This is a genomic window from Paenibacillus sp. GM1FR (assembly GCF_002803315.1).
Classification (GTDB): domain Bacteria; phylum Bacillota; class Bacilli; order Paenibacillales; family Paenibacillaceae; genus Paenibacillus; species Paenibacillus amylolyticus.
In genome coordinates, this window is the sequence record NZ_MKZL01000044.1 from 157,715 (window position 1) to 177,999 (window position 20,285).

Annotated in this window: 27 protein-coding genes and 1 pseudogene; 26 read left to right on the forward strand and 2 right to left on the reverse strand. The window is 43.2% G+C overall.

Translation table 11 applies throughout. The features are described 5' to 3' along the window. Positions 1 to 51: 51 nt before the first annotated feature. The 12 genes and pseudogenes from PAEAM_RS23170 (at position 52) to PAEAM_RS31950 (ending at position 7,149) form a co-directional block, all read left to right on the forward strand. Complete coding sequence (locus PAEAM_RS23170) at positions 52 to 756, forward strand: DNA alkylation repair protein (RefSeq protein ID WP_100529120.1); 705 nt, start codon at positions 52 to 54, stop codon at positions 754 to 756. Between the two features lie 42 nt (positions 757 to 798). Then, the gene (locus tag PAEAM_RS23175) at positions 799 to 1,353 is read left to right on the forward strand and encodes a methylated-DNA--[protein]-cysteine S-methyltransferase (protein WP_091020321.1); all 555 of its coding nucleotides are present in this window, start codon (positions 799 to 801) and stop codon (positions 1,351 to 1,353) included. 219 nt (positions 1,354 to 1,572) lie between these two features. Then, positions 1,573 to 2,799, forward strand: a complete 1,227-nt coding sequence (locus tag PAEAM_RS23180) for an amidohydrolase (protein WP_100529121.1) — start codon at positions 1,573 to 1,575, stop codon at positions 2,797 to 2,799. A 128-nt stretch (positions 2,800 to 2,927) separates the two neighbouring features. Next, positions 2,928 to 3,338 (forward strand): GNAT family N-acetyltransferase, encoded by a 411-nt coding sequence (locus tag PAEAM_RS23185; RefSeq protein WP_100529122.1) that lies wholly within the window; start codon positions 2,928 to 2,930, stop codon positions 3,336 to 3,338. Between the two features lie 32 nt (positions 3,339 to 3,370). Further along, a complete protein-coding gene (locus PAEAM_RS23190) occupies positions 3,371 to 3,820 on the forward strand; it encodes a GNAT family N-acetyltransferase (protein ID WP_243391457.1) in 450 nt (149 codons plus the stop codon). A gap of 17 nt (positions 3,821 to 3,837) precedes the next feature. Then, positions 3,838 to 4,266 (forward strand): GNAT family N-acetyltransferase, encoded by a 429-nt coding sequence (locus PAEAM_RS23195; RefSeq protein ID WP_207765597.1) that lies wholly within the window; start codon positions 3,838 to 3,840, stop codon positions 4,264 to 4,266. A 179-nt stretch (positions 4,267 to 4,445) separates the two neighbouring features. After that, on the forward strand, positions 4,446 to 4,679 hold the full coding sequence (locus PAEAM_RS32770) for a DUF1361 domain-containing protein (RefSeq protein WP_481856135.1): 234 nt from the start codon (positions 4,446 to 4,448) through the stop codon (positions 4,677 to 4,679). Continuing rightward, positions 4,673 to 5,008: pseudogene (locus PAEAM_RS32775) on the forward strand (DUF1361 domain-containing protein); the annotation flags it as partial. The gene PAEAM_RS32770 and the pseudogene PAEAM_RS32775, both read left to right, overlap by 7 nt. Positions 5,009 to 5,047: 39 nt before the next feature. Continuing rightward, positions 5,048 to 5,677, forward strand: coding sequence for a hypothetical protein (locus PAEAM_RS23210; RefSeq protein ID WP_100529127.1), 630 nt, complete (start codon positions 5,048 to 5,050; stop codon positions 5,675 to 5,677). Continuing rightward, positions 5,674 to 5,913 carry a hypothetical protein gene (locus PAEAM_RS23215; protein WP_100529128.1) on the forward strand — a complete coding sequence of 80 codons (240 nt, stop codon included), beginning with the start codon at positions 5,674 to 5,676 and terminating at the stop codon, positions 5,911 to 5,913. The genes PAEAM_RS23210 and PAEAM_RS23215 overlap by 4 nt, the downstream gene beginning before the upstream one ends. A 38-nt stretch (positions 5,914 to 5,951) precedes the next feature. Beyond that, positions 5,952 to 6,896, forward strand: coding sequence for a GNAT family N-acetyltransferase (locus tag PAEAM_RS23220; RefSeq protein WP_100529129.1), 945 nt, complete (start codon positions 5,952 to 5,954; stop codon positions 6,894 to 6,896). Between the two features lie 103 nt (positions 6,897 to 6,999). Continuing rightward, positions 7,000 to 7,149 (forward strand): hypothetical protein, encoded by a 150-nt coding sequence (locus PAEAM_RS31950; RefSeq protein WP_165790026.1) that lies wholly within the window; start codon positions 7,000 to 7,002, stop codon positions 7,147 to 7,149. A 108-nt stretch (positions 7,150 to 7,257) separates the two neighbouring features. On the opposite strand, the gene PAEAM_RS23225 is transcribed toward PAEAM_RS31950, so the two are convergent. After that, positions 7,258 to 8,160, reverse strand: coding sequence for an ArsR/SmtB family transcription factor (locus PAEAM_RS23225; RefSeq protein WP_100529130.1), 903 nt, complete (start codon positions 8,158 to 8,160; stop codon positions 7,258 to 7,260). 180 nt (positions 8,161 to 8,340) lie between these two features. On the opposite strand from PAEAM_RS23225, the gene PAEAM_RS23230 reads away from it, so the two are divergent. The 13 genes from PAEAM_RS23230 to PAEAM_RS23285 all read left to right on the forward strand — a co-directional run bounded on the left by PAEAM_RS23230 (position 8,341) and on the right by PAEAM_RS23285 (position 17,683). Beyond that, positions 8,341 to 9,831, forward strand: a complete 1,491-nt coding sequence (locus PAEAM_RS23230; protein WP_100529131.1) for a glycoside hydrolase family 43 protein — start codon at positions 8,341 to 8,343, stop codon at positions 9,829 to 9,831. A gap of 71 nt (positions 9,832 to 9,902) precedes the next feature. Beyond that, on the forward strand, positions 9,903 to 10,502 hold the full coding sequence (locus tag PAEAM_RS23235) for a hypothetical protein (RefSeq protein WP_133120477.1): 600 nt from the start codon (positions 9,903 to 9,905) through the stop codon (positions 10,500 to 10,502). 99 nt (positions 10,503 to 10,601) lie between these two features. Continuing rightward, on the forward strand, positions 10,602 to 11,147 hold the full coding sequence (locus PAEAM_RS23240) for a GrpB family protein (RefSeq protein WP_100529133.1): 546 nt from the start codon (positions 10,602 to 10,604) through the stop codon (positions 11,145 to 11,147). Between the two features lie 47 nt (positions 11,148 to 11,194). Next, positions 11,195 to 11,611: a hypothetical protein gene (locus PAEAM_RS23245; protein WP_165790027.1), complete on the forward strand. Its 417-nt coding sequence runs from the start codon at positions 11,195 to 11,197 to the stop codon at positions 11,609 to 11,611. Positions 11,612 to 11,641: 30 nt separating this feature from the next. After that, entirely contained in the window at positions 11,642 to 12,163 is a 522-nt protein-coding gene (locus PAEAM_RS23250) for a cysteine hydrolase family protein (protein WP_100529135.1), read from the forward strand. Between the two features lie 125 nt (positions 12,164 to 12,288). Then, complete coding sequence (locus PAEAM_RS23255; RefSeq protein WP_165790028.1) at positions 12,289 to 12,585, forward strand: hypothetical protein; 297 nt, start codon at positions 12,289 to 12,291, stop codon at positions 12,583 to 12,585. 73 nt (positions 12,586 to 12,658) lie between these two features. Beyond that, the gene (locus PAEAM_RS23260; protein ID WP_100529137.1) at positions 12,659 to 12,937 is read left to right on the forward strand and encodes a hypothetical protein; all 279 of its coding nucleotides are present in this window, start codon (positions 12,659 to 12,661) and stop codon (positions 12,935 to 12,937) included. A gap of 275 nt (positions 12,938 to 13,212) precedes the next feature. Further along, positions 13,213 to 13,692 (forward strand): DinB family protein, encoded by a 480-nt coding sequence (locus PAEAM_RS23265; RefSeq protein WP_100529138.1) that lies wholly within the window; start codon positions 13,213 to 13,215, stop codon positions 13,690 to 13,692. 42 nt (positions 13,693 to 13,734) lie between these two features. After that, a complete protein-coding gene (locus PAEAM_RS23270) occupies positions 13,735 to 14,604 on the forward strand; it encodes an aminoglycoside phosphotransferase family protein (RefSeq protein ID WP_165790029.1) in 870 nt (289 codons plus the stop codon). A gap of 135 nt (positions 14,605 to 14,739) precedes the next feature. Next, entirely contained in the window at positions 14,740 to 15,087 is a 348-nt protein-coding gene (locus PAEAM_RS23275; RefSeq protein ID WP_081746078.1) for a hypothetical protein, read from the forward strand. Positions 15,088 to 15,327: 240 nt separating this feature from the next. Continuing rightward, positions 15,328 to 16,329: an endo-1,4-beta-xylanase gene (locus PAEAM_RS23280; protein ID WP_100529140.1), complete on the forward strand. Its 1,002-nt coding sequence runs from the start codon at positions 15,328 to 15,330 to the stop codon at positions 16,327 to 16,329. Between the two features lie 199 nt (positions 16,330 to 16,528). Then, the gene (locus tag PAEAM_RS31955; protein WP_164783344.1) at positions 16,529 to 16,699 is read left to right on the forward strand and encodes a hypothetical protein; all 171 of its coding nucleotides are present in this window, start codon (positions 16,529 to 16,531) and stop codon (positions 16,697 to 16,699) included. Between the two features lie 165 nt (positions 16,700 to 16,864). Further along, positions 16,865 to 17,683 (forward strand): purine-nucleoside phosphorylase, encoded by an 819-nt coding sequence (locus PAEAM_RS23285; RefSeq protein ID WP_036617166.1) that lies wholly within the window; start codon positions 16,865 to 16,867, stop codon positions 17,681 to 17,683. Between the two features lie 118 nt (positions 17,684 to 17,801). Here the strand turns inward: PAEAM_RS23285 and PAEAM_RS23290 are convergent, their stop codons facing one another. Then, the gene (locus PAEAM_RS23290; protein ID WP_047843982.1) at positions 17,802 to 18,878 is read right to left on the reverse strand and encodes a LacI family DNA-binding transcriptional regulator; all 1,077 of its coding nucleotides are present in this window, start codon (positions 18,876 to 18,878) and stop codon (positions 17,802 to 17,804) included. 540 nt (positions 18,879 to 19,418) lie between these two features. Between PAEAM_RS23290 and PAEAM_RS23295 the strand changes: the two genes are divergently transcribed. Beyond that, entirely contained in the window at positions 19,419 to 20,279 is an 861-nt protein-coding gene (locus PAEAM_RS23295) for an ABC transporter permease (protein WP_223200008.1), read from the forward strand. Positions 20,280 to 20,285 lie beyond the last annotated feature (6 nt).

Consider the following 20,285-nt stretch of genomic DNA (forward strand, 5'->3'; position numbering starts at 1 on the left):
GCTGCAAGGATATACTTGTTGTACAGCAACAGACGAGGAGGACATGCGCTAGTGGAAGTAGATATCAGAACACAATTGCTCAGCATGGTTGAGCCGGAGTATCAGAAATTCTCGGCTGCACTTATTCCCAACATCTCGAATGTACTTGGTGTAAGGTTGCCAGCCTTACGAAAAATTGCCAAGCACCTTGCCGCCGGGGACTGGCGCACGTATCTGGAAACGGCAGAGGATGAATATTTTGAAGAAGTGATGTTGCAAGCAATGGTCATTGGACATGTACAGGCTGATCTGGACGAGCTGTTAAAGGCTATTGAAACATTTGTACCGAAGATTGACAACTGGTCAGTGTGTGACAGCTTCTGTGCGGGACTGAAATATACGAAGGTCCATCCGGAACCCATGTGGGAATTCTTGCAGCCGTATCTGAGATCAGATCAGGAATATGAAATCCGGTTTGGTGTGGTAATGCTGTTGAATTTTTATCTGAATGAGAGATATATCGATCAGGTTTTATCCGCATTGGATCAGATTAGGCACGAGGCGTATTATGTGAAAATGGCAGTGGCTTGGGCCATCTCAATGGCTTATGTGAAACAACCTGAGGTGACTATGCGTTATTTGAACCATAATACCCTGGACGATTTTACGTATAATAAGGCACTTCAGAAAATCACGGAATCTTATCGCGTGGATCCAGAGAGCAAGCAGATGATCCGCAGTATGAAACGTAAGGTGAAGAAGCAGGTTACCTCCTAGTCCTAACATGAAGCATTCCACCGGGGAGAGGGCGATAAACGAATGAGAAAAAAGTTGATGTACACCACGATGCAGTTGGACGGTCGTCCATGGGTACTGCTCGCTACGGAACAGGGATTGTGCCGAGTGGTTATGCCCAACGAAACACTGGAAGATTGGAACGGCTGGATACAGAAAGTTGCACCTGGCGTGGAACTGGAAGAGAACGAGCATGCTCTCAAACAAACAGGTATGATGGACTGGCTGCAGTCTTATTTTGCAGGGGAACCCATGGCTTATACAGATGCAATCCCACTCGACTTGATCGGAACGAACTTTCAACAAGAGGTATGGAGAGAGCTAGGGCGTGTGCCTTATGGTGAAATTCGGACCTATGGTGACATTGCCGCTGCGATTGGAAGACCATCGGCTGTGCGAGCAGTTGGTGCTGCAAATGGGGCCAATCCAATTCCGGTTCTGCTACCATGCCACCGCATTATTGGGGCTAATCGCAAGCTGACTGGGTTCCGTGGAGGCCTGGAGATGAAGCGCAGACTGCTGGATATCGAACAGATTGAAGGCGTGACCGATGGAGGGCATGCGCGGTTTCATTTTTAATGGAAGAGTGGAATCAAGAAAATTAAGGTGATTGGACAGGGCAGGCACTTTATTGTGCCTGTTTTTTGCATGTATTAATGTAGCGTAATGCAAACGTTCCGCATATGGAACACCAACGTTTTACGTATTTTTGCCCTGTGAAACCGTATGGTACCATGGATCATAGATCAATCGGTATCCGGGGGACGTAATGCCGGGTAAGAAAAGAGGGATGACATGATGAAACAGGCTTATTGGTTAACAAACGTGATTGTGGAGCGGGGGTATGTTCGGGAGGGGGAACAGGTGACGGGGACACGGACAAGCCCCGCTCATCTGCGGATTAAAGATGGAGTGATCGCGGAGATTGTGGAAGGAAACAACCCGCTGTCTAGCGATCTACCACAAGTAGATAGCAAGGGACTTCTGCTGTTGCCTTCGTTCGAGGAGGCACATATTCATCTGGATAAAACCTACTACGATGGGCCATGGACAGCCGTTAAGCGTATTTCCAGTATTTTCGAACGTATTGAAGAAGAGAAGGTTCTGTTGCCCAAGTTGTTACCAGATGCCCAGCGTCAAGCGGAGAGTATTCTGACCTTGATTCAGGGGTACGGCTCCACTCATGTACGTAGTCATTGCAATATTGAACCCGTCAGTGGCTTGAAAAGACTGGAAGCGACGCGGCAGGCTCTGGAATCATTTTCGGGCAAAATCGCTTCGGAAATCGTGGCTTTCCCGCAGCATGGACTGCTTCGCTCCCATTCAGTGGAGCTTATGGGCCAAGCGATGAAGGAAGGTGCAACGCATGTGGGCGGACTTGATCCTCATACGGTGGACGAACAGATCGAGAAATCACTGAACGCCATGGTTGAACTGGCTGTTCAGCACCAGGCGGGCATTGATATACATCTGCATGATGGCGGGCAGGCTGGCCAACAAACGCTGTTGGAACTCGCAAATCTGACCGAAGCAGCAGGGCTTCAGGGTAAAGTTACGGTAAGTCATGCGTTCTGGTTCGCCCGCGCAGAGCAGCAGGAAGCAGAAGATATGGCGCAGCGAATGGCCTCGCTTGGGATGAGCATTGCTTCCACGGTGCCCATTGGCAGAACGATGATGCCTCTTCCCATGCTCCACCGTATAGGTGTGAACGTAAAGCTGGCCACAGACAGCCTGACGGATCACTGGTCTCCTTTTGGCAATGGGGATATGCTTGAGAAAGCGGGACGATTTGCAGAACTGTACGGATATAGTGACGAACTGTCCTTGTCTCAATCTTTGGCATGGGTAACAGGCGGGATTACACCGCTGGATTCACAAGGGGAACAAGTCTGGCCGAAGGTAGGCGACTCCGCGAGTTTTGTATTGGTGCATGCGAGTTGTTCGGCGGAAGCTGTTGCGCGGCGATCTGCGCGGCAGGCCGTATGGTACAAGGGGCAATTGGTCAGCGGATCAACAGCGGATTGAGGAAAATAGAGCGGGTGCAGCCACGGGAAACCGTGGTTTTTTGGCATGGGAGAAAAAGAGGAAAGAACTGTTCGCATATACCACATTTTGGGTTATGATGGACGTAGTTAATGAAGGGAGTATTACAAATGAAGATTGAGTATGCAAGGGAAGCTGACTACGACTACATCATTGAAAGAGATCGGCATATCCATCAGCCACTTGTGAAAACGAAGATTAGTGAGAAAGAAATATTCATCCTATGGGACGAGGACGAGGGATCAAGAGTTGGATGGATGAGGTACGGGTACTTTTGGGATAACCTTCCCTTCATGAATATGATCTGGATTGATGAACCCTATCGAAACGGCGGATATGGCAAAAAAGTGGTACATCACTGGGAAAATTTAATGAAGCAACAAGGCTTTGATACGGTGATGACTTCAACGCAATCAGACGAACATGCCCAACATTTCTATCGAAAGCTGGGGTATGTTGATGCAGGGGCTCTGTTGCTGGATACACAACCTTTGGAGATTATATTGATCAAGAAAATCTAGTAAATAAGCTGCAAGGAGAGAGGATTGTGGGTATGGAGCAAGTGACGTTACGACCTATAACCAAAGAAAATGAACTTGAGTGCATCCACCTTAAACCACGGGAAGATCAGCTAGATTTGGTAGCTAGCAATGCGGATTCATTGATTCATGCGACGAAGGAGATTACGTCCAAACCATACGGCATTTTGGCAGAGGATCAGATGGTTGGTTTTATTTTATTTGATAACGAGATCTACAATGACGGGTATTACTGGATTCTGCGCTTCATGATTGATGAGAAGTACCAGGGGAAGGGTTACGGCAAACTTGCTATTCAAGAAGTGGTTCGTATGTTGCAAGAGAGAAGTGACTGCCAGCAAATCAGGGTATCCCATGTTCCACATAACATTGCGGCAAATGCGCTGTACAAACGTTGCGGATTTCAGGACACGGGAGAGTTTGAAGACAACGGTGATATCATTTTAAGTTTTCAAGTGAGGTAATAGGGAGGGTAAGCTTGATGATAAGAGAGGCAGAAGCCAGGGATGCAGCGGTTATCGAAAGACTGTATAAAGAATTATTGCCGAACAACTTAAACACAAAAGTACTGGCAGAGCGCATTGAAGAAGTTCGGAATAACCCAAACAGTTTCTTGTTGGTGTATGAACTGGGTGATCAGGTGATTGGCACGGCTCATTTACATATTTGTCTGGATGCTTTGGTGGAAAATAGACCGTTCGGCGTAGTTGAGCGGGTTATCATTACGGAACATGTGCAGAGCAAGGGATATGGATCTGAATTGATGAAACATATAGAGCATGTATGTGTGCAGAAAAATTGTGTGAAGGTGTTTCTTACGAGCGGATCATCCAGAAACGAAGCACATCACTTTTATACGAAATTGGGGTACAACGGAGAATCCAGCAAGGCATTTAAAAAGTATTTATAACTTATAACATTCATCAAGGAAAAGGAAGTAGAAGCAAAGAAATGAAAGATAACAAACATCCGGTTCAAGATCTCCGACTCATCGTTACCTTGCTCGTGGCTACTTTATGTTGTCTAGGTGTTGTGATGTATTTACGTGCCCAAACAGATACGAATATGTATCGATTTTTAAGTTGGGATATGTTCCTGGCATGGGTACCATTCATCATCTCATCCTGCATTAGATACATATTCAATAAGAAATTAACCACAACGAGCATGATATGTATGGGGCTGATGTGTGGAGTATGGCTCTTTTTTCTGCCCAATGCGGCCTACCTTTTTACGGAGATTCTGCATTCATTCAGATATTTTGATGCTCAAGGGGAGGTTAGATTTTGGGTTAATATTGATTTTGGTATGGACTCACCCTGACGTTTGCCGTAGCGATCATCGGATTGCTGCTCTCAACTTGTTCAATCATTCAAATCCATGGCATGTTAAACAAATTAATAAATAAGTACATTAGCATGATGGTTGTCGGTGTTATTTTGCTATTGAGCAGTATAGGGGTTTACATTGGTAGATTTAATCGGTGGAATTCGTGGGATATATTATCCCGACCTGGGAAGATCTTCGTGGATCTTGTGAATGATTTTAATGCAGCGAACAGCATAATGGTTGAGTTTGTTGTCATTGTATTTGCGGTTCAACTTTTTGGATACGTTATTATATCCTTGCTAACCGCAAGGTCGGGCAACTAATTATTCCATTTGAAAGGGTGAAGGAGGCAATATCACACGATGGGTAATCTTAATTTTTTTGATAAACTTCCTCACATTAGTGAATGCAAACAGATTCTAAAGGCAGCAGCTATGCTGGATGCCATTTTGATGCCGGAATGGGAGTACAGGTATTACTCGTATAATTCCCAGTGGGACACGAATGAGCAAATGGCATCCATGAGAAATGGGCAAGGAGATCATTATTTTGCAATATTCAGTCCGAATGGGCTAATTATTAAAGGCTTTGATAAAGAGTATACACTTCAGCATAAGGTTGATAGGAGTGAGGTGGTAAAAAGCGTTCCAGAAGCATTTAATACTTTTGTGGTAGAGCCGGCATTTGTAATGGATCAGACGACGTTCTGTATCTGGAGTGTGGCGGATCAGGAAGGGTGGTCTGCGGGCACGGAGCTTGGGGATCATGAATACGAACTGTTAGAGATTTTGATAGGCGGCGCGAAATATTATCATGCTTGGGCACAGGATTACTACGAGATAGCGTTGGATATCAAACTGGTTGAACAGGTATTTGATATGAAGCTGATCGATGAGGTCTTACTACAGCAATTAAATGATGAACTGAAATTAAGTGATATCGAAGGTGAAATTGCAGAAATTGGATACCCGGATAAGGATATGAAGGTATGAAGGCGATAACCCAGGAAATCACGGAAGAATTATTGGCTGTGATGGATATGTACCAAAGAATCGCGCGGCAATTGATCAACCAACTGATATTGGAAACCGATCAGCCTGATCGGGCGGAAATTCTCGAAGGTGCGTACCATTTGCTGACCAATGCGGATGTAATCCACGGAGAAGAAGAATTAACGGGAAATTGGTATTTTGATGTTCACGGGGTGGCGTATAGAAAAATGATTTGATTGCTTGCCATTTAATTAAAACTGAGGAGGAATTACGTATGGGTTTAACTGAGTGGTCTACAGATATTCTTCAATATAATCTGTCGGATGAATATTCGATTCGCAAAGCTGATTTTGCTGAATGGGGATTATATTGCACGGTTTATTATGATATGCGTTATGTCGGATTTTTCAGAGAAGAAGAGTTTAGTTCTTCCAAGATCAGTGCGTACTGGATTTACAAGGGGGAAAGCAAAATAGGTGGCGTGAGAATGGAGCCTAACCGGATGTATCATTTGTTTTTTGTCCCGCCATTCCAGCAGTGCTTTGATGTATTGAAGCTTCTGAAGCATAAATTATTACAGTGGTCGGATCGCACCAAACGTATTCTGACCTTTGAGATTCTTCCAGACCAAGTTGATCTATACGCACGAGCTGGATTCTGGCCAGTGGAGTTCAGATGTCGCTGGATGCAGCGGCCGACAGATCATTTTGAAATCGAATGGGACAGCAGGGTAACCGTGAAGAGTCCAGAGACTATTGAAAGTGAAACCGGCACCAAAAAATATGTGAATGAAGATGAAATTGCTCAATGTGACATGGAGAGTTTTGCAGGAAGTCTTGAAGCTACACGAAGAAAACATACCACGCTTGCAGATTTTATACCAAGTGATGACCCTAATTATACCAATGAAATTCTGACCGAAGCGTCCACGCTTGTATATGACAAGGAAACGGGACAGCTTATTGCAAATTGTCGCTTGTGCTTGCAAGATAATCAGGCTGCTGTATATAGCATAGGGGTTCGGCCGGCATATAGAGGAAGAGGGCTTGCTACACTGATGTTACAGAGAGCATTAAATGAACTTAAGGGTAAGTATCCCGTTCTACGATTGTATGTGATGCAAGGAAATGATGCGGAGTCCGTGTATCTGAATCTGGGATTTATTCCGGGTGTGCAGGAGATTCAGACGATGTATATTCCTGAGGAGGAATCACAATGAAGGTTGCCATTTATTTTGAAGGCATTCCATGGCAATCAGTTGGAGAGAGAGGATAGTAAACGTTCGTAGCAATGTGCTGCTACTTTCGAAAGGAGAGATATACATGGGAATGATCATTATGTTGGTGGTGTATCTGTTCCTCGGTATTTATGTTGTGAAAGTTGGAATAGATAACTCCAAAAATAGCCAGCACACCAAAGAAATATTATCAGAGTTAAGGGAAATTAAGGACCTGTTGAAAGAACGAGGGTAAAGATTGATTAGGCTTGTGTTTCAAAATTAGCTGAGGAGCAGCATTTGGATGACTCCCTCTCCTGTAGGTCAGGAAAGGGAGGATTCTTGGGCAGCGCAGCTAGCCACTTTAACCCAATACACGAATAACAATATCCTGATCATGGTTACCAAAACCAGCACCATAGATTGATAATCCACCTACGTTGGGGCTATCCTCGTCAACCGTGAAACGTAGCGTCCAGAACGGTTCGCCTAGTTTGACATCTTTGAGAGTAACGTCTGACATCCGCTCACCATCCATATAGGTACCGTAGGCATCAATACGAATAGTCTTCAACAATCCATACTGATTTACATTACGATGCCACCATTCCGGCGTATATTTCCCGCGTGCTGCTCTGCCAAAGTCGGCAGGGCTTGTCCACGTTCCGAGAGAAACGCCGTTGAAGGTGAAACGAATATCGGAAGGCCAATGATCTCGCAATCCCGGAGCTTCAGACGCCAGTTCCATTGAAATTTCAATAGCATCGGTTGTCTGGTCAGGAAGGACAAAGTTAGGTGTTTTATATTCAACATAGCCCTTCCCAAACCACAGGATAGCGGCGTGTACCCGCTCGGGATCAAGGAAGTAACGGGGATCATCCCATAGGCCGATTTCTTTCTCAAGTGTTCCTAGCCCACAGGTAGGGTGAATATCAAAAGCAGTGTAGTGTCCAACGGCTATCGTCTGTTCTCTGGTTCGTGAAGTTTGGCTTGGGGATGGCAGCTCGATCTCAATCTGATTTTGCTTGAGGTAACATAATTTGTGCGTCCCTCCGTTGATCCGAACTCGTCTGCTGCCAATTAGACCCGCATCCTCCAGTTTGCGAATATGCATCGTGACAATGGAGGGGCTAAGCTCTAATACTGCGGCAATATCCTTCACATTCATTTCGCGATCTGCAATCATATCCATGATTCTCCATCTGACTTCACTTGCCAGCGCCTCATATAAAGGAAGGAACTGGGGCTCCCCATTTGCTTTGATCATCTCTACAACTCCCTACCCTCAATCTTCTAAAATCACATATATATTAATTTAATAAAATTAACTCCAAGATGCAATTCAGATTCATTGCAAGTTTACACACGATGGTGTTTAATTTTTGTAGTTGTTACGAAGTTGAATTCTTATATTTGTGAATTTTATGATAAGAGATGGAGTGGAGTAATGAAATACAATAACCCTGTTGTAAAAGGTTTTTATCCAGACCCTAGTGTGATTAAGGTGCACGATACATACTATATGGTGTGCAGTTCATTTCAATATTTTCCGTGCGTACCGCTCTTTGAAAGCAAGGATCTGCTGAATTGGAAGCAGATTGGTCACTGCCTGACTCGTAAAAGCCAGATTCAGCTCGAGACGGTGAACAGCTCCGGGGGTGTATTTGCCCCAACCATCAGGCATAATGACGGGCGTTTTTATATGGTCACAACGAATGATACGACGCATCAGAATTTCTATGTCTGGACGGATAATATCTACGGAGAATGGTCTGAGCCTATCTATGTGGATCAAGGCGGAATTGATCCCGATTTGTATTTTGAAGATGGAAAAACATTGTTTATGAGTAATGGCGTGGATGATGAAGGCGTTGGCGGAATTGTCCAGTGTGAGCTTGAGATTGAAACTGGCCGCAAACTGACCCCGAGTCGTTCAATATGGAACGGAACAGGTGGACGATATCTCGAAAGTCCGCATCTTTATAAAATGAACGGTTATTATTACCTGCTTGCAGCTGAAGGCGGCACCGAGTATGGTCACATGGTTACGTATGCTCGGGGAACTTCTTCTTCAGGACCGTTCGAAGCCTATGCGCACAATCCAGTTCTAACCAATCGCAATCTGGGCGGGTATGAGGTCCAGGGTGTGGGGCATGGTGATATAGTTCAGGATGATCTGGGGAACTGGTGGCTCTTTCACTTGGGATTTCGACAGATCGGCAGATGGGCTACGTACCATCATTTGGGCCGAGAAGTATTTCTGACTCCGATTACGTTTGATGAAGACGGATGGTTTACAGCCGGGCATGAAGGAACAACACTGACGAGTTTTGAGACCAATCGTATCCCGGATACGGTGATCCAGCAGGATAAGAAGAATTACACGTTTGAAAATACAGACTGGAACCTCGACTGGTGTTATCTTCGTCATCCAAATGCAGAGCATTATCAGCTTGAATCAGATAAGCTTACGCTAACAGGAACCGATGTAACGCTTGACGTTCCGGCATCCCCAACGTTCATTGGGTTACGTCAAAAAGACTTTAATGCAACAATTTCAGTCGATGTTAGTCTGACGAGTGGAGAAGCCGGGATCACGATCTACATGGATGAGAATCATCATTATGAAGTGGCTATTCGTGGGCAGCAGGACGGTTATAAGGTGGTCGAGCGTCTAAATATCGGTGATATCAAATCGAGAGAACATGAAGTGGATCTGGGAAATAAACAGCATGCAACGCTGGTGATCCGCTCAAACCAAGAACGCTACAGTTTCCTGTTTCAAACAGATGGTGAAGAGATTCTGCTAGGCACGGCACAGACGAGATACCTATCCTCGGAGGTGGCAGGAGGTTTTACAGGCGTACTTATTGGGTTATACGCGAGCGGGCAAGATACTTTAGCTGAGTTTACAAATTTCAAGTGTGATTATCACTGAGAAGTTAAGGGGAGGCCCAAAGGGGCCTTCTCTTTTTTTAAATTTGTGTCAAAATATAGATATATTAATAAATGCCAATAGAAGAGAGTGATTTAAACTTGCAAGTACATTATAAAATGCCAGAATCCTTAGTAGACATCGTTCGAATAGATAAGAAATTACGTGAACAACATGTTGGAACCATCGACGATTATATGGGTTTTTATATTAGTTTTAACAATGATGATGATAGATACTATTGTACGCCAGATGATGCCATCATATTTGGAAGAACAGGGGCAGACGGTGACCATTTTGCTTTTTTTACGTTCAACAAATCCATTAGTGATTTGGAAGAAGCTCCGGTTATCTTTATCCAACCTACTGCGTTTGGTAATCAAGTAACGTTAGTGGCCAGAAACCTTAAGGATTTTGTAGCATTATTTATTAACCTTAAGGAAGTATATGTTTTGGAGAGATTTCGATTTTATAAGAACAAATTAGATTTTATGAATGACTATAACGATAACTATATGGAAGATATAAAGATGCGAGAGAGTGATTATAAATTAATTATTGAACTGTTAAAAAAGAATATTAAAGGTATAACAGAAATTGATGATGTGTACGAATATATGATCGAATCCCAAAAACAAATAGAACTAGGGATAAATAATGATGATTTTGCATGATATCTATATGGCATCACTAAATAATCTACATGTAACAAAAGGTTAAAAGAACGTGTTATTTAATTATATAGTTTGATTGGATAACCAAGGAGGAGTTGTATGGAGGATCAATGGAGAATCGCAAAATATGACCCGGCATGGCGTGATTTGTTTCTCGAAACGGGTTCGAAATTAAGAGAAGCGTTAGGAGAAAAGGCCGTGCGGATTGACCATGTTGGGTCCACTTCAATTGTGGGAATAGATGCCAAACCCATCATAGATATACAAATATCTGTTTCCCAGTATGAGAATCTGTTGGACTACAAACATGAGATCGAAACAGTCGGATTTGTATTCAGAGCAGAAAATTCAGATAAAACTAAACGTTACTTTCGTGAAGAACCCGGAAGCAGAAGGATACATATACACGTTAGACAGGTAGGCAGTTTCTCCGAGCAGATGACCTTGCTGTTCAGAGACTATTTAAGGGAGCATCCAGAAGATTGTTTGAAATATGCAGAAGAAAAGCACAGACTCATGTCATTGTATAAAGATCAGCGTCCCAAATATGTTGAAGGAAAAGGACCAATGGTGTGGAGCATATTACAGAGAGCACATCGTTGGTCTCAAGAAATCGGATGGCAGCCGGCAAAATCTGACGCATGAGCACATCCAATGAATAGAGATAACTGTATTGGAGTGATGAGATGAACATGGGAAGAAAGCTGATAACTACCGTTCTAACCATCATTTGTTTTACTTTGGCTGCGAGTCTCATATCGATGAATGAATCCTACAGTTTTGATTTTTACATTCTTATTTATCTGATATACGTGACTCCCGTGATCCTGTTGATCGGGCTACCTTTATCGATATTGCTAGACTATCTGCTCAGCCGCATACAATTCCCTAATCATGTGTTGTACCTAAGTACGAGGATATTAGGCTATGCATGTGCTGGAGTTCTAGGCATGTACATCTATTATCTGGTCATGGGCGCAGGAGAAGCAATCTTGGATTTCAAAGAGACGTTAGTTCTGACCTTATTTGGCATTCTTGCTGCTATTCTATTTGTACTGATTGATATGGGATTGGAAGTTTTGTTAAAAAAGCAAAGAAAAAAGAGTTGAATTAAATTGATTTGTCAGGAGGAAAGCAAAATGACAACACATTGTGCACTTCTAATCATTGACATACAGGTAGCGATGTTTGATGAAGCAGATCCCGTCTATCAGGGGGAACGATTGCTTCAGAAGATCCAGGTGTTAATTGCCAGAGCCCGTGAAGCAGGGCATTCCATCATATATATCCAGCACAGCGAAGGGGCAGGCAGTCCACTGGAACGAGGAACACCGGGGTGGGACATCCATCCGTCCATTGCACCTATAGCTGGTGACCTTGTTATCGAAAAAGAGACACCGGATTCGTTTCACAAAACCGATCTGCATCTGAAATTGCAAGATAATGGCGTGAAGGAGTTAGTCCTTACGGGAATGCAGACCGAGGTATGTGTAGACACGACATGCCGCAGAGCGTACAGTCTGGGATACACGGTCAATCTGGTTCAAGATGCGCACAGCACATGGAATTCAAAGACGCTTCAAGCGGAGCAGATTATTGCACATCACAATACGGTACTGAGACTGTTTGCCAACGTGGTGGATATGGAGAATGCGTTGTAATGCTAGGAAAACGTAGGCGATTCTGGTTTTTCATAGGTGCGGCAATCATGTTTTTGTATTTTCTAATCACGAGTAACCCTGATCCAAATAAGCCGATTTCAAGAAATCAAGTGATAAGCACAGAGATGAGCATAGTCGTGTACACCAGGACAGGTGACGGTGGAGCACACGTTAGCATTGACAATGTTACGTTAAGTAAAGAAGACATTAGCCGTATAGTCGGCTGGCTGAATGCAGCCCCGGAATCAGCCAAAATACCAGTAGATGATGTCACAGGAAGCATTAGTGCGGGAATTGCTTTGAAATTAAAGCATAACGCTAAAGTTACGATTCAATACAATCGGAAACAGATTATTGTATCCACAAAAAGCAGATTTAATAGAGATTCGAAATATATACTTGATCAAAAGGACTTAAGATAATTTTTTGGATCAAAAGTTGGAAGGGACGTATTTTGGTGAAGATACCGTTAGTGTTGAATAAGGGGGAGATGTATTGACGATTAACAAAAGAATAATGAATCTATCAGCCTGGCTTGCTGTATTAGCCATCCTATGTATTCCTGGAACTTTACATACTGAAGATGGACCGCTCCGAACAGAGTATGGTTTCCCGCTCCGATTTTTTACGGATTATCATTATGCTAATTCTGAGGGAACAATCTGGTTTATATCTGGTATCCATTTAAATGTACTTCTATATTTGTTCAATGTCCTGTTTATTTATGCAGGTATTCATGTAATCTTGTATATAAAAAAGAAATTAACTAAATAAATTCAACAGAATATTTACACGAAACGGAGAGGACAGAAAAAACCTGAAGAAGCGAAGTGTTCGCCTAATAGCTTTCTGAAAGAAAGCTGCATCGGAAGCATAGGCTTATCCCCGGAGTTTCCCATTATAAAATGAATCAAAAAAATCTGGGGATAACAGCGATCGGAAGGTTGTTCTGTCATCGGAGTGGTAAGTGTAAACATTCGGAGGATACCTTTGCCCATACAGAATTGATCAAATCTCTATGAAAAACATCGATAAAGGGGAATATACCAATGGAAACATTCTTTCGTTATAACTGGATGGTGCGTGAGCAATGGTATGTGTGGTGTGAAGATGTACCGCTTGAAGAATTGCTTCGGCCTCGCACGGGCGGAGTAGGCAACATATTACAAACATTATTTCATATCATTGATGTAGAGTGGAGCTGGCTTCAGTTGCTACAGGGCAAACCGGATGATGCAGAAGATTTTGCAAACTACCAGAATCTTGAGGCGGTAAGGCGACTCGATCGCAAGTTACGTCCTGATGTGGAGGCATTGGTTACAGCATGGGATTCGAGTATGGAAAAAAGAGCTTATATTGATCATCGCTCAGCTGGCAAGGCCAGTACAGATTCATGGGGAGAAGTTATGCGACATGTGATCGCCCATGAGATTCACCATATGGGACAGCTGTCGGTATGGGCCAGAGAATTGGGCAAACAGCCAGTATCCGCCAATGTCATTGGCAAAGGCCTGATTATACCTGACTAACAGGGAGAGAGCGGCATGACATGAATGAACGGAGGAGAAGTGATGATTCAACATAGCCAGGTGAATTGGGTAGAACTGGATGAACGTATTCAGCAGGTGATTAAACAGGAGTATCAGATCATTCCCTTGTCACCTGGACTAGAAGCAACTGTGATGAAAATCGAAATGGGAGATCAGCGGTACGTCTTGAAAGTCTGGGACAAGGATTCTAAACCGGATATCGCCAAACAATATCGACTATTGTCCAAGCTTTATCAAAGTGGAATTCGTGTTTCCAAACCCTACGGTTGGGGATTAGACGAGCAAGAGAATCAAGTGCTGTTAACGAGCTATGATGGAGAGCGGATTACCCAATTAACACAAACCAAACTGACACATTTGGCTGAGCGATTAATGGAGGTCCATCGTTATCCGGTGAATGAAGTGGGTACTGGAGAAGATGAAGAATACATATTCAGGTACGATTTTGTTCAATACTTTTTTCCTCAAATTGAGTTACATGACGATATAAATGATCTTCTGGCAAACTTGATCCAGCAGGTCCAGATCAGACAGGATCGCTTGATTCATGGCGATTATAATCTGGGAAACATTCTTGAGATGGACGACCATTACACCATCATCGATTGGACTAATGGGCAATATGGTGATCCAAGGTACGATATGGCATGGTCTGTGTTTCTGATCACGATCTATAATGGGGAAAGTTATGGTGAGATGTATCACGCTCAATTTGCACGTTCTGCAAGTTATACGTACACGCTGGAAGAGGAGCAGGTTTTTGAAGCTGTAGCTTGTCTTCGCTGGATTCTGTTAAAGCGCGTTGGGGATGTACCCATGGGGCCAAATGTAATGCAACGGGTGCACAACATGGCTGTCCATAATTCATATTTGCATGAGAATCTGCTGTAATCGTAATACGAGGATATAAAATGACGACAGTATACGACTAAGTAATAGAAAGACCACTTTTTTTAAATAAAATAAACAGCCAGTCCTAAACTAGCGATCCTCGCATACCTATGATTGTAGAGGAGCGTGATTGATATGGAGCAGAAAGTGCAAACTTACTTCGAACTGAAACAGCAGCAAAAAGATATTGAGCAGCAGTTGTCTGTACTACGAGATGAGATTGTCGCGTATTGTGCAGAACAAGGGGTCTATGAGACGCAGGTTGGTGGTTACACCGTGAAAACAGTGCTTCAGAACCGGAAGGAATACGATGATCAGAAGCTGTATGCTTCTCTTCCAGACCCGGACATCTGGCGATTGTTATCCAAGGTAGACAGCCATAAGCTGAAAAGCCTCATCAAGCTGAACATTCTGTCCGAGGAACAAATTAACCCGGCATGCACAGTGAAACAGGTGACCTTGTTACAGGTGGACAAGCTGTAAGGCTTCATATCTTCTTTGTATATGAGTTGAATTTAATTGAACAGCCCGATCACAAAACACCTTCCGAGAAATGTTCTGTTTAGATGAGCAGTCGGACATACGTGGAGGTGTTTTTTGTTGTGCAAACAGGGCCGAGGATCATAAATAGTTAAATATGAGGGGGAAGAAGTATAATTTGTTCATTGTAAGCGCATTCAAAAAACGATATGATGGATAAAAACTGGCAGGGAGGAATTGTAAATGCCAACTGAAATTCCATCATTACATGCTGCGTACGCTAATACGTTCAAAATAGGTGCTGCTGTACATACCAGAATGTTGCAGTCCGAAGCGGATTTCATCGCCAAACACTTCAATAGTATCACAGCTGAAAATCAGATGAAATTCGAAGAAATTCACCCGGAAGAGGATCGTTATTCATTTGAGGCGGCGGATAAAATTGTTGATTTTGCTGTTGCCCAAGGGATTGGGGTGCGCGGACATACTTTGGTCTGGCATAATCAAACATCGAAATGGGTCTTTGAGGATACCTCAGGTGCTCCCGCTTCCAGAGAGCTGTTATTATCTCGCTTGAAGCAACATATTGATACGGTAGTAGGTCGGTATAAGGGGCAAATATATGCGTGGGATGTCGTCAATGAAGCTGTTGAAGATAAGACCGACCTGTTCATGCGGGACACGAAGTGGTTAGAGCTGGTGGGGGAAGATTATTTGCTGCAAGCGTTCAGTATGGCTCATGAAGCTGATCCAAATGCTCTTCTTTTCTATAATGACTACAATGAGACGGATCCGGTCAAACGGGAGAAGATCTACAATCTGGTTCGGTCTTTGCTGGACAAGGGAGCGCCTGTACACGGGATTGGGTTGCAGGGGCATTGGAATATTCATGGTCCTTCGATTGAGGAGATCCGAATGGCTATTGAGCGTTATGCTTCACTGGATGTGCAGTTGCATGTTACGGAGTTGGATATGTCCGTGTTTCGTCATGAGGATCGTCGAACGGACCTCACCGCGCCAACTTCGGAGATGGCTGAGCTACAGGAGCGTCGATATGAGGAAATCTTCAATTTGTTCCGTGAGTATAAATCATCCATTACCTCTGTGACGTTCTGGGGAGTAGCGGACAATTATACCTGGCTCGACCATTTCCCGGTTCGTGGGCGAAAAAATTGGCCCTTTGTTTTTGATCAGCAGTTGCAGCCAAAGGAATCATTTTGGCGTATCATTAATTCTATGTCCTGAACATCAGATAAGTGGAGAGAATCGGTCACGATGTGGCCGATTTTTTGCTGTAGTCAATATAGATTATACAGTGCGGTTATCTCGTGCATGATTAGAGGCGTTGATTTGTATAGATGATAAAAATATGGTATTAAATGGGATTATGTGATAGGGTTGAAGAAATGGTGAACCAAATTCTTTCCTGAAATGAGATGAGAAGATGGATTGCATCCGAAACTATTTAATTACTTTTGCCGGAAATTTTATATTTAGTTATTATATTTTTGAAGAAGGTACTTTTGCCAAACCGCTGATGTTTGCTACATTGATGCTGTTGCTGATTATGACAATCGATTACATGAAAAGTAGAAACAAATATACATTGGATTAGGGGATGTCCATGTTTTTAAACGATTCTGGAGCATAGGGTCGTTTTTTTATTGTATATAGAACAGCTTTCATTTACATCAAGACCATTGTTCATTACACTTGATGAGTAACACCTCATTAACTCAGTTTTTGTTAACTCAATTCAGATCATCAGGAGGATATCATTATGCATCAATCCGCACATATTCAGGAAGCAAGAGATTACATATTAAACCGAATCCATACCAAACCTGCCGTAGGCATGATTCTGGGTTCTGGACTGGGAGCGCTCGCGGACGAGATTGAAAATGCGACCGTTATTCCGTATACAGATATTCCGTATTTCGCTCAATCGGAGGCTATCGGTCATGCCAATGAATTGGTTATTGGTGAACTGATGGGCAAAACGGTTGTAGCGATGAAAGGCCGCCTTCATTATTATGAAGGTTTTACATTGGACGAAGTGACTTTCCCCGTTCGGATCATGAAGGCGCTGGGTGTCGAGCAATTGCTTATCACCAATGCCTGCGGAGCCATCAACACAAGCTTTGAGCCGGGTCAACTGATGCTCATTACAGATCATATTAACCTTGTAGGCAATAACCCGTTGATGGGGCCGAATAACGCCGAACTGGGTGTTCGTTTCCCAGACGTATCACAGGTATACAATCGTGAACTGCGCAGTATTGCCCTTAAGGTTGCAGAAGAGCAGAATGTTGGCTTGCAGCAAGGTGTCTATGCATGGTGGAGTGGCCCGGCATATGAGACACCAGCGGAGATTCGCATGATTCGTACGATGGGTGCGGATGCAGTGGGGATGTCCACGGTACCTGAAGCCATTGTTGCCATTCATGGCGGTATGAAGGTACTGGGCATTTCCTGTCTGACCAACATGGCATGTGGTATTTTGGATCAGCCGTTAAGTCATGATGAAGTTATTGAAGTGGCTGCGCAAGTGAAAACAACCTTTATCGGACTTGTAAAAGGCATCTTGAAAGAGATCTAATCGCGAGATGATTTTTATTTAGGCCGCGATGGATAGGATAGAGTTTTCATCCAACCCAATCGAAACCACAAAAAAACGTATGCTTCACGAGCTGTTACTCGTGAGACATACGTTTTTTTTATTTTGCAGAACTATGAACCATCTGAGAATGATCGGCCATGATTGCTGGTGTGGACTCCCTGATGATGGGTTTGGTCACAATGTGGGAGACCTGATATGGCTGTGTCGGGCTATTAATCCGGGCTAACAGCATCTCCGCAGTTTTAATGCCCATCTCATTGCTATAAATATGAACCGTCGTTAATGCTGGCTCAATAATTCGAGATTGGGGTGCATTATCGAATCCGCATATCGCAATATCCTGTGGCACAGCGACATTTCTGTCTTTTAACGCTCTAATCAGATCAACTGCTATAAAGTCATTAGCGCATACGTAAGCGGAAGGTAGGGAGGCCAGCTCTGCCACTCGCTGGTTCAACCATCCTGGCTTGGAGAAACACAGGCGATCATTATCTACGATGCAATGGGACAGGTCGACCTGCAACCCCGCCTCCAGCATAGCACGCTGATATCCAACCCATCGTTCATTAAAGCTCTTGCAGTGATTGTAATCTCCGACGAATCCAATACTTGTGTAGCCGCTCTCAATTAATTTTGTGGTTAACTGATAGATGCTATGTTCATTCTCCATGAGTAGCAGATCTGCTTGGAATTCGGGATAACATATGTTGGAAGCGCAATCGATAAAGATGGTGGGAATGCCCAGATCGGTAATCAGCTGTGTATATTCCAGATCAAATAATTCAATGCAAATGATGCCGTCTACTTTGGCTATATCAAAATTGTTGGGAAGTGTAAGTGTATCTTGATCGTCTTCACGCACGATATGAATCGAGAGATTGTATCCCTCCGCACTGATTCTTTTCTCCAGACCACTGATTAACAACGAACCAAAGTGAGATGTATTAGGCAGGTTTTCAGTTAACAGGGCGATATTACCCGGAGCCTTGGTTAGAACATGCTCATTGTCCATATAGGCAAACTGTTTATATTTAAGTTCAATTGCTTTTTTAATTACACGATTTCGGGTTTCATCCGGGATGTTTCCGCTATCATTTAATGCTTTGGAAGCCGTATTCCTGGAGATCCCCAAAGCATCAGCGATGTCTTGTATCGTGACTTTTTCCTTTGCCATCTAATGCTTCACCTCTAATCATCAATAGTCATCCATATTCTTCTCTAAGTCAAATGTATAATAGAACGGGACAAATAGCAATCTCTGTTTTACAAATGCACAATTACATTTACATTTATATAGTCGAATTCTATTTTCATAATTGTTCCAGAAGTTTTGTTAATTAGTGTAACAATGATAATCTATTACAGTAATGATATAGAAATATCTGTGCGGGTATTAACGATTCAGTGCTGTATATATGCAAATTTAATCCTCTTTAGTTACATTAATGCAAAGATAAAATGATCAAATGCACAAATATTTTTTTACAAAACGTATTGACTAAATCCGTTGTAACCTGATAAATTGTAAATTATCAAATAGGCAATTGTAAATATTGAAAGCCCTTACTGAAAACAATTGTCAACTTCTAGAATGAACGGGGGTATCGTGTTGGATAACATAGCCGACAGAAAAAAGGGCGAAGGAAGGGTACTGAAAGTGAGGACGACAAGCGGTCATAGGTTGCAGCAGCTCAAAAAAAATTACTTTTTATATATGTTGCTTGCACCAGCCTTAATTTTGACTCTTATCTTCAAGTACATTCCGATGTACGGAGCCATCATTGCGTTTAAGGATTTCAGTCCGATCAAAGGCATCATGGGTAGTGATTGGGTAGGACTGAAGCATTTTGAGAAATTTATAGCTTCACCCAATTTCGATATCATTTTAATGAATACGCTTAAACTCAGCTTTTTGGGATTGATATTCAGTTTCCCGGTGCCCATCTTACTGGCACTCATGCTGAATCAGGTACGCAAAGCTGGCATCAAGAAAAATATTCAATTGTTTCTGTACGCACCCAATTTCATCTCGGTTGTCGTTGTTGTGGGTATGCTGTTCATCTTCCTCTCACCGACAGGGCCGATTAATCAATTAGCCACATGGATTACAGGTCAGCCGATTATGTTCATGTCTGAACCGGAATATTTCCGCTGGATCTACATTTTGTCCGATATCTGGACCGGAGCAGGCTGGGCTTCCATCATATACGTCGCGGCTTTGGCCAATGTTGATCCAGAGCTGCACAATGCGGCTAATCTGGATGGAGCCAATCTCCTTCAGCGTATTCGCCACATTGACCTTCCAACGATTCGTCCGATTATGGCCATCGTCTTTATCCTTGCAGCTGGCGGGATTATGTCCATTGGATTTGAGAAGGCTTATCTGATGCAGACGTCCATGAACCTGCCTTCCTCCGAGATTATTGCCACGTATGTCTATAAGGTGGGGCTACAGTCTGGAGATTACGCTTATTCTGCGGCAGTTGGATTGTTCAACTCGGTTATCAATGTGATTTTGCTGGTGACGGTGAATCTGATTGTGAAGAAATTGAATGAAGGCGAAGGCCTCTATTAGGAAAGG

Excerpts from the sequence above, each read along its gene's own strand:
- PAEAM_RS23175 (WP_091020321.1), top strand. The coding sequence starts at position 799 with ATGAGAAAAAAGTTGATGTACACCACGATGCAGTTGGACGGTCGTCCA.
- PAEAM_RS23180 (WP_100529121.1), top strand. The coding sequence starts at position 1,573 with ATGAAACAGGCTTATTGGTTAACAAACGTGATTGTGGAGCGGGGGTAT.
- PAEAM_RS23185 (WP_100529122.1), top strand. The coding sequence starts at position 2,928 with ATGAAGATTGAGTATGCAAGGGAAGCTGACTACGACTACATCATTGAA.
- PAEAM_RS23190 (WP_243391457.1), top strand. The coding sequence starts at position 3,371 with ATGGAGCAAGTGACGTTACGACCTATAACCAAAGAAAATGAACTTGAG.
- PAEAM_RS23195 (WP_207765597.1), top strand. The coding sequence starts at position 3,838 with ATGATAAGAGAGGCAGAAGCCAGGGATGCAGCGGTTATCGAAAGACTG.
- PAEAM_RS32770 (WP_481856135.1), top strand. The coding sequence starts at position 4,446 with ATGTTCCTGGCATGGGTACCATTCATCATCTCATCCTGCATTAGATAC.
- PAEAM_RS23210 (WP_100529127.1), top strand. The coding sequence starts at position 5,048 with ATGGGTAATCTTAATTTTTTTGATAAACTTCCTCACATTAGTGAATGC.
- PAEAM_RS23215 (WP_100529128.1), top strand. The coding sequence starts at position 5,674 with ATGAAGGCGATAACCCAGGAAATCACGGAAGAATTATTGGCTGTGATG.
- PAEAM_RS23220 (WP_100529129.1), top strand. The coding sequence starts at position 5,952 with ATGGGTTTAACTGAGTGGTCTACAGATATTCTTCAATATAATCTGTCG.
- PAEAM_RS31950 (WP_165790026.1), top strand. The coding sequence starts at position 7,000 with ATGGGAATGATCATTATGTTGGTGGTGTATCTGTTCCTCGGTATTTAT.
- PAEAM_RS23225 (WP_100529130.1), bottom strand. The coding sequence starts at position 8,160 with ATGATCAAAGCAAATGGGGAGCCCCAGTTCCTTCCTTTATATGAGGCG.
- PAEAM_RS23230 (WP_100529131.1), top strand. The coding sequence starts at position 8,341 with ATGAAATACAATAACCCTGTTGTAAAAGGTTTTTATCCAGACCCTAGT.
- PAEAM_RS23235 (WP_133120477.1), top strand. The coding sequence starts at position 9,903 with ATGCCAATAGAAGAGAGTGATTTAAACTTGCAAGTACATTATAAAATG.
- PAEAM_RS23240 (WP_100529133.1), top strand. The coding sequence starts at position 10,602 with ATGGAGGATCAATGGAGAATCGCAAAATATGACCCGGCATGGCGTGAT.
- PAEAM_RS23245 (WP_165790027.1), top strand. The coding sequence starts at position 11,195 with ATGGGAAGAAAGCTGATAACTACCGTTCTAACCATCATTTGTTTTACT.
- PAEAM_RS23250 (WP_100529135.1), top strand. The coding sequence starts at position 11,642 with ATGACAACACATTGTGCACTTCTAATCATTGACATACAGGTAGCGATG.
- PAEAM_RS23255 (WP_165790028.1), top strand. The coding sequence starts at position 12,289 with ATGAGCATAGTCGTGTACACCAGGACAGGTGACGGTGGAGCACACGTT.
- PAEAM_RS23265 (WP_100529138.1), top strand. The coding sequence starts at position 13,213 with ATGGAAACATTCTTTCGTTATAACTGGATGGTGCGTGAGCAATGGTAT.
- PAEAM_RS23270 (WP_165790029.1), top strand. The coding sequence starts at position 13,735 with ATGATTCAACATAGCCAGGTGAATTGGGTAGAACTGGATGAACGTATT.
- PAEAM_RS23275 (WP_081746078.1), top strand. The coding sequence starts at position 14,740 with ATGGAGCAGAAAGTGCAAACTTACTTCGAACTGAAACAGCAGCAAAAA.
- PAEAM_RS23280 (WP_100529140.1), top strand. The coding sequence starts at position 15,328 with ATGCCAACTGAAATTCCATCATTACATGCTGCGTACGCTAATACGTTC.
- PAEAM_RS31955 (WP_164783344.1), top strand. The coding sequence starts at position 16,529 with ATGGATTGCATCCGAAACTATTTAATTACTTTTGCCGGAAATTTTATA.
- PAEAM_RS23285 (WP_036617166.1), top strand. The coding sequence starts at position 16,865 with ATGCATCAATCCGCACATATTCAGGAAGCAAGAGATTACATATTAAAC.
- PAEAM_RS23290 (WP_047843982.1), bottom strand. The coding sequence starts at position 18,878 with ATGGCAAAGGAAAAAGTCACGATACAAGACATCGCTGATGCTTTGGGG.
- PAEAM_RS23295 (WP_223200008.1), top strand. The coding sequence starts at position 19,419 with ATGTTGCTTGCACCAGCCTTAATTTTGACTCTTATCTTCAAGTACATT.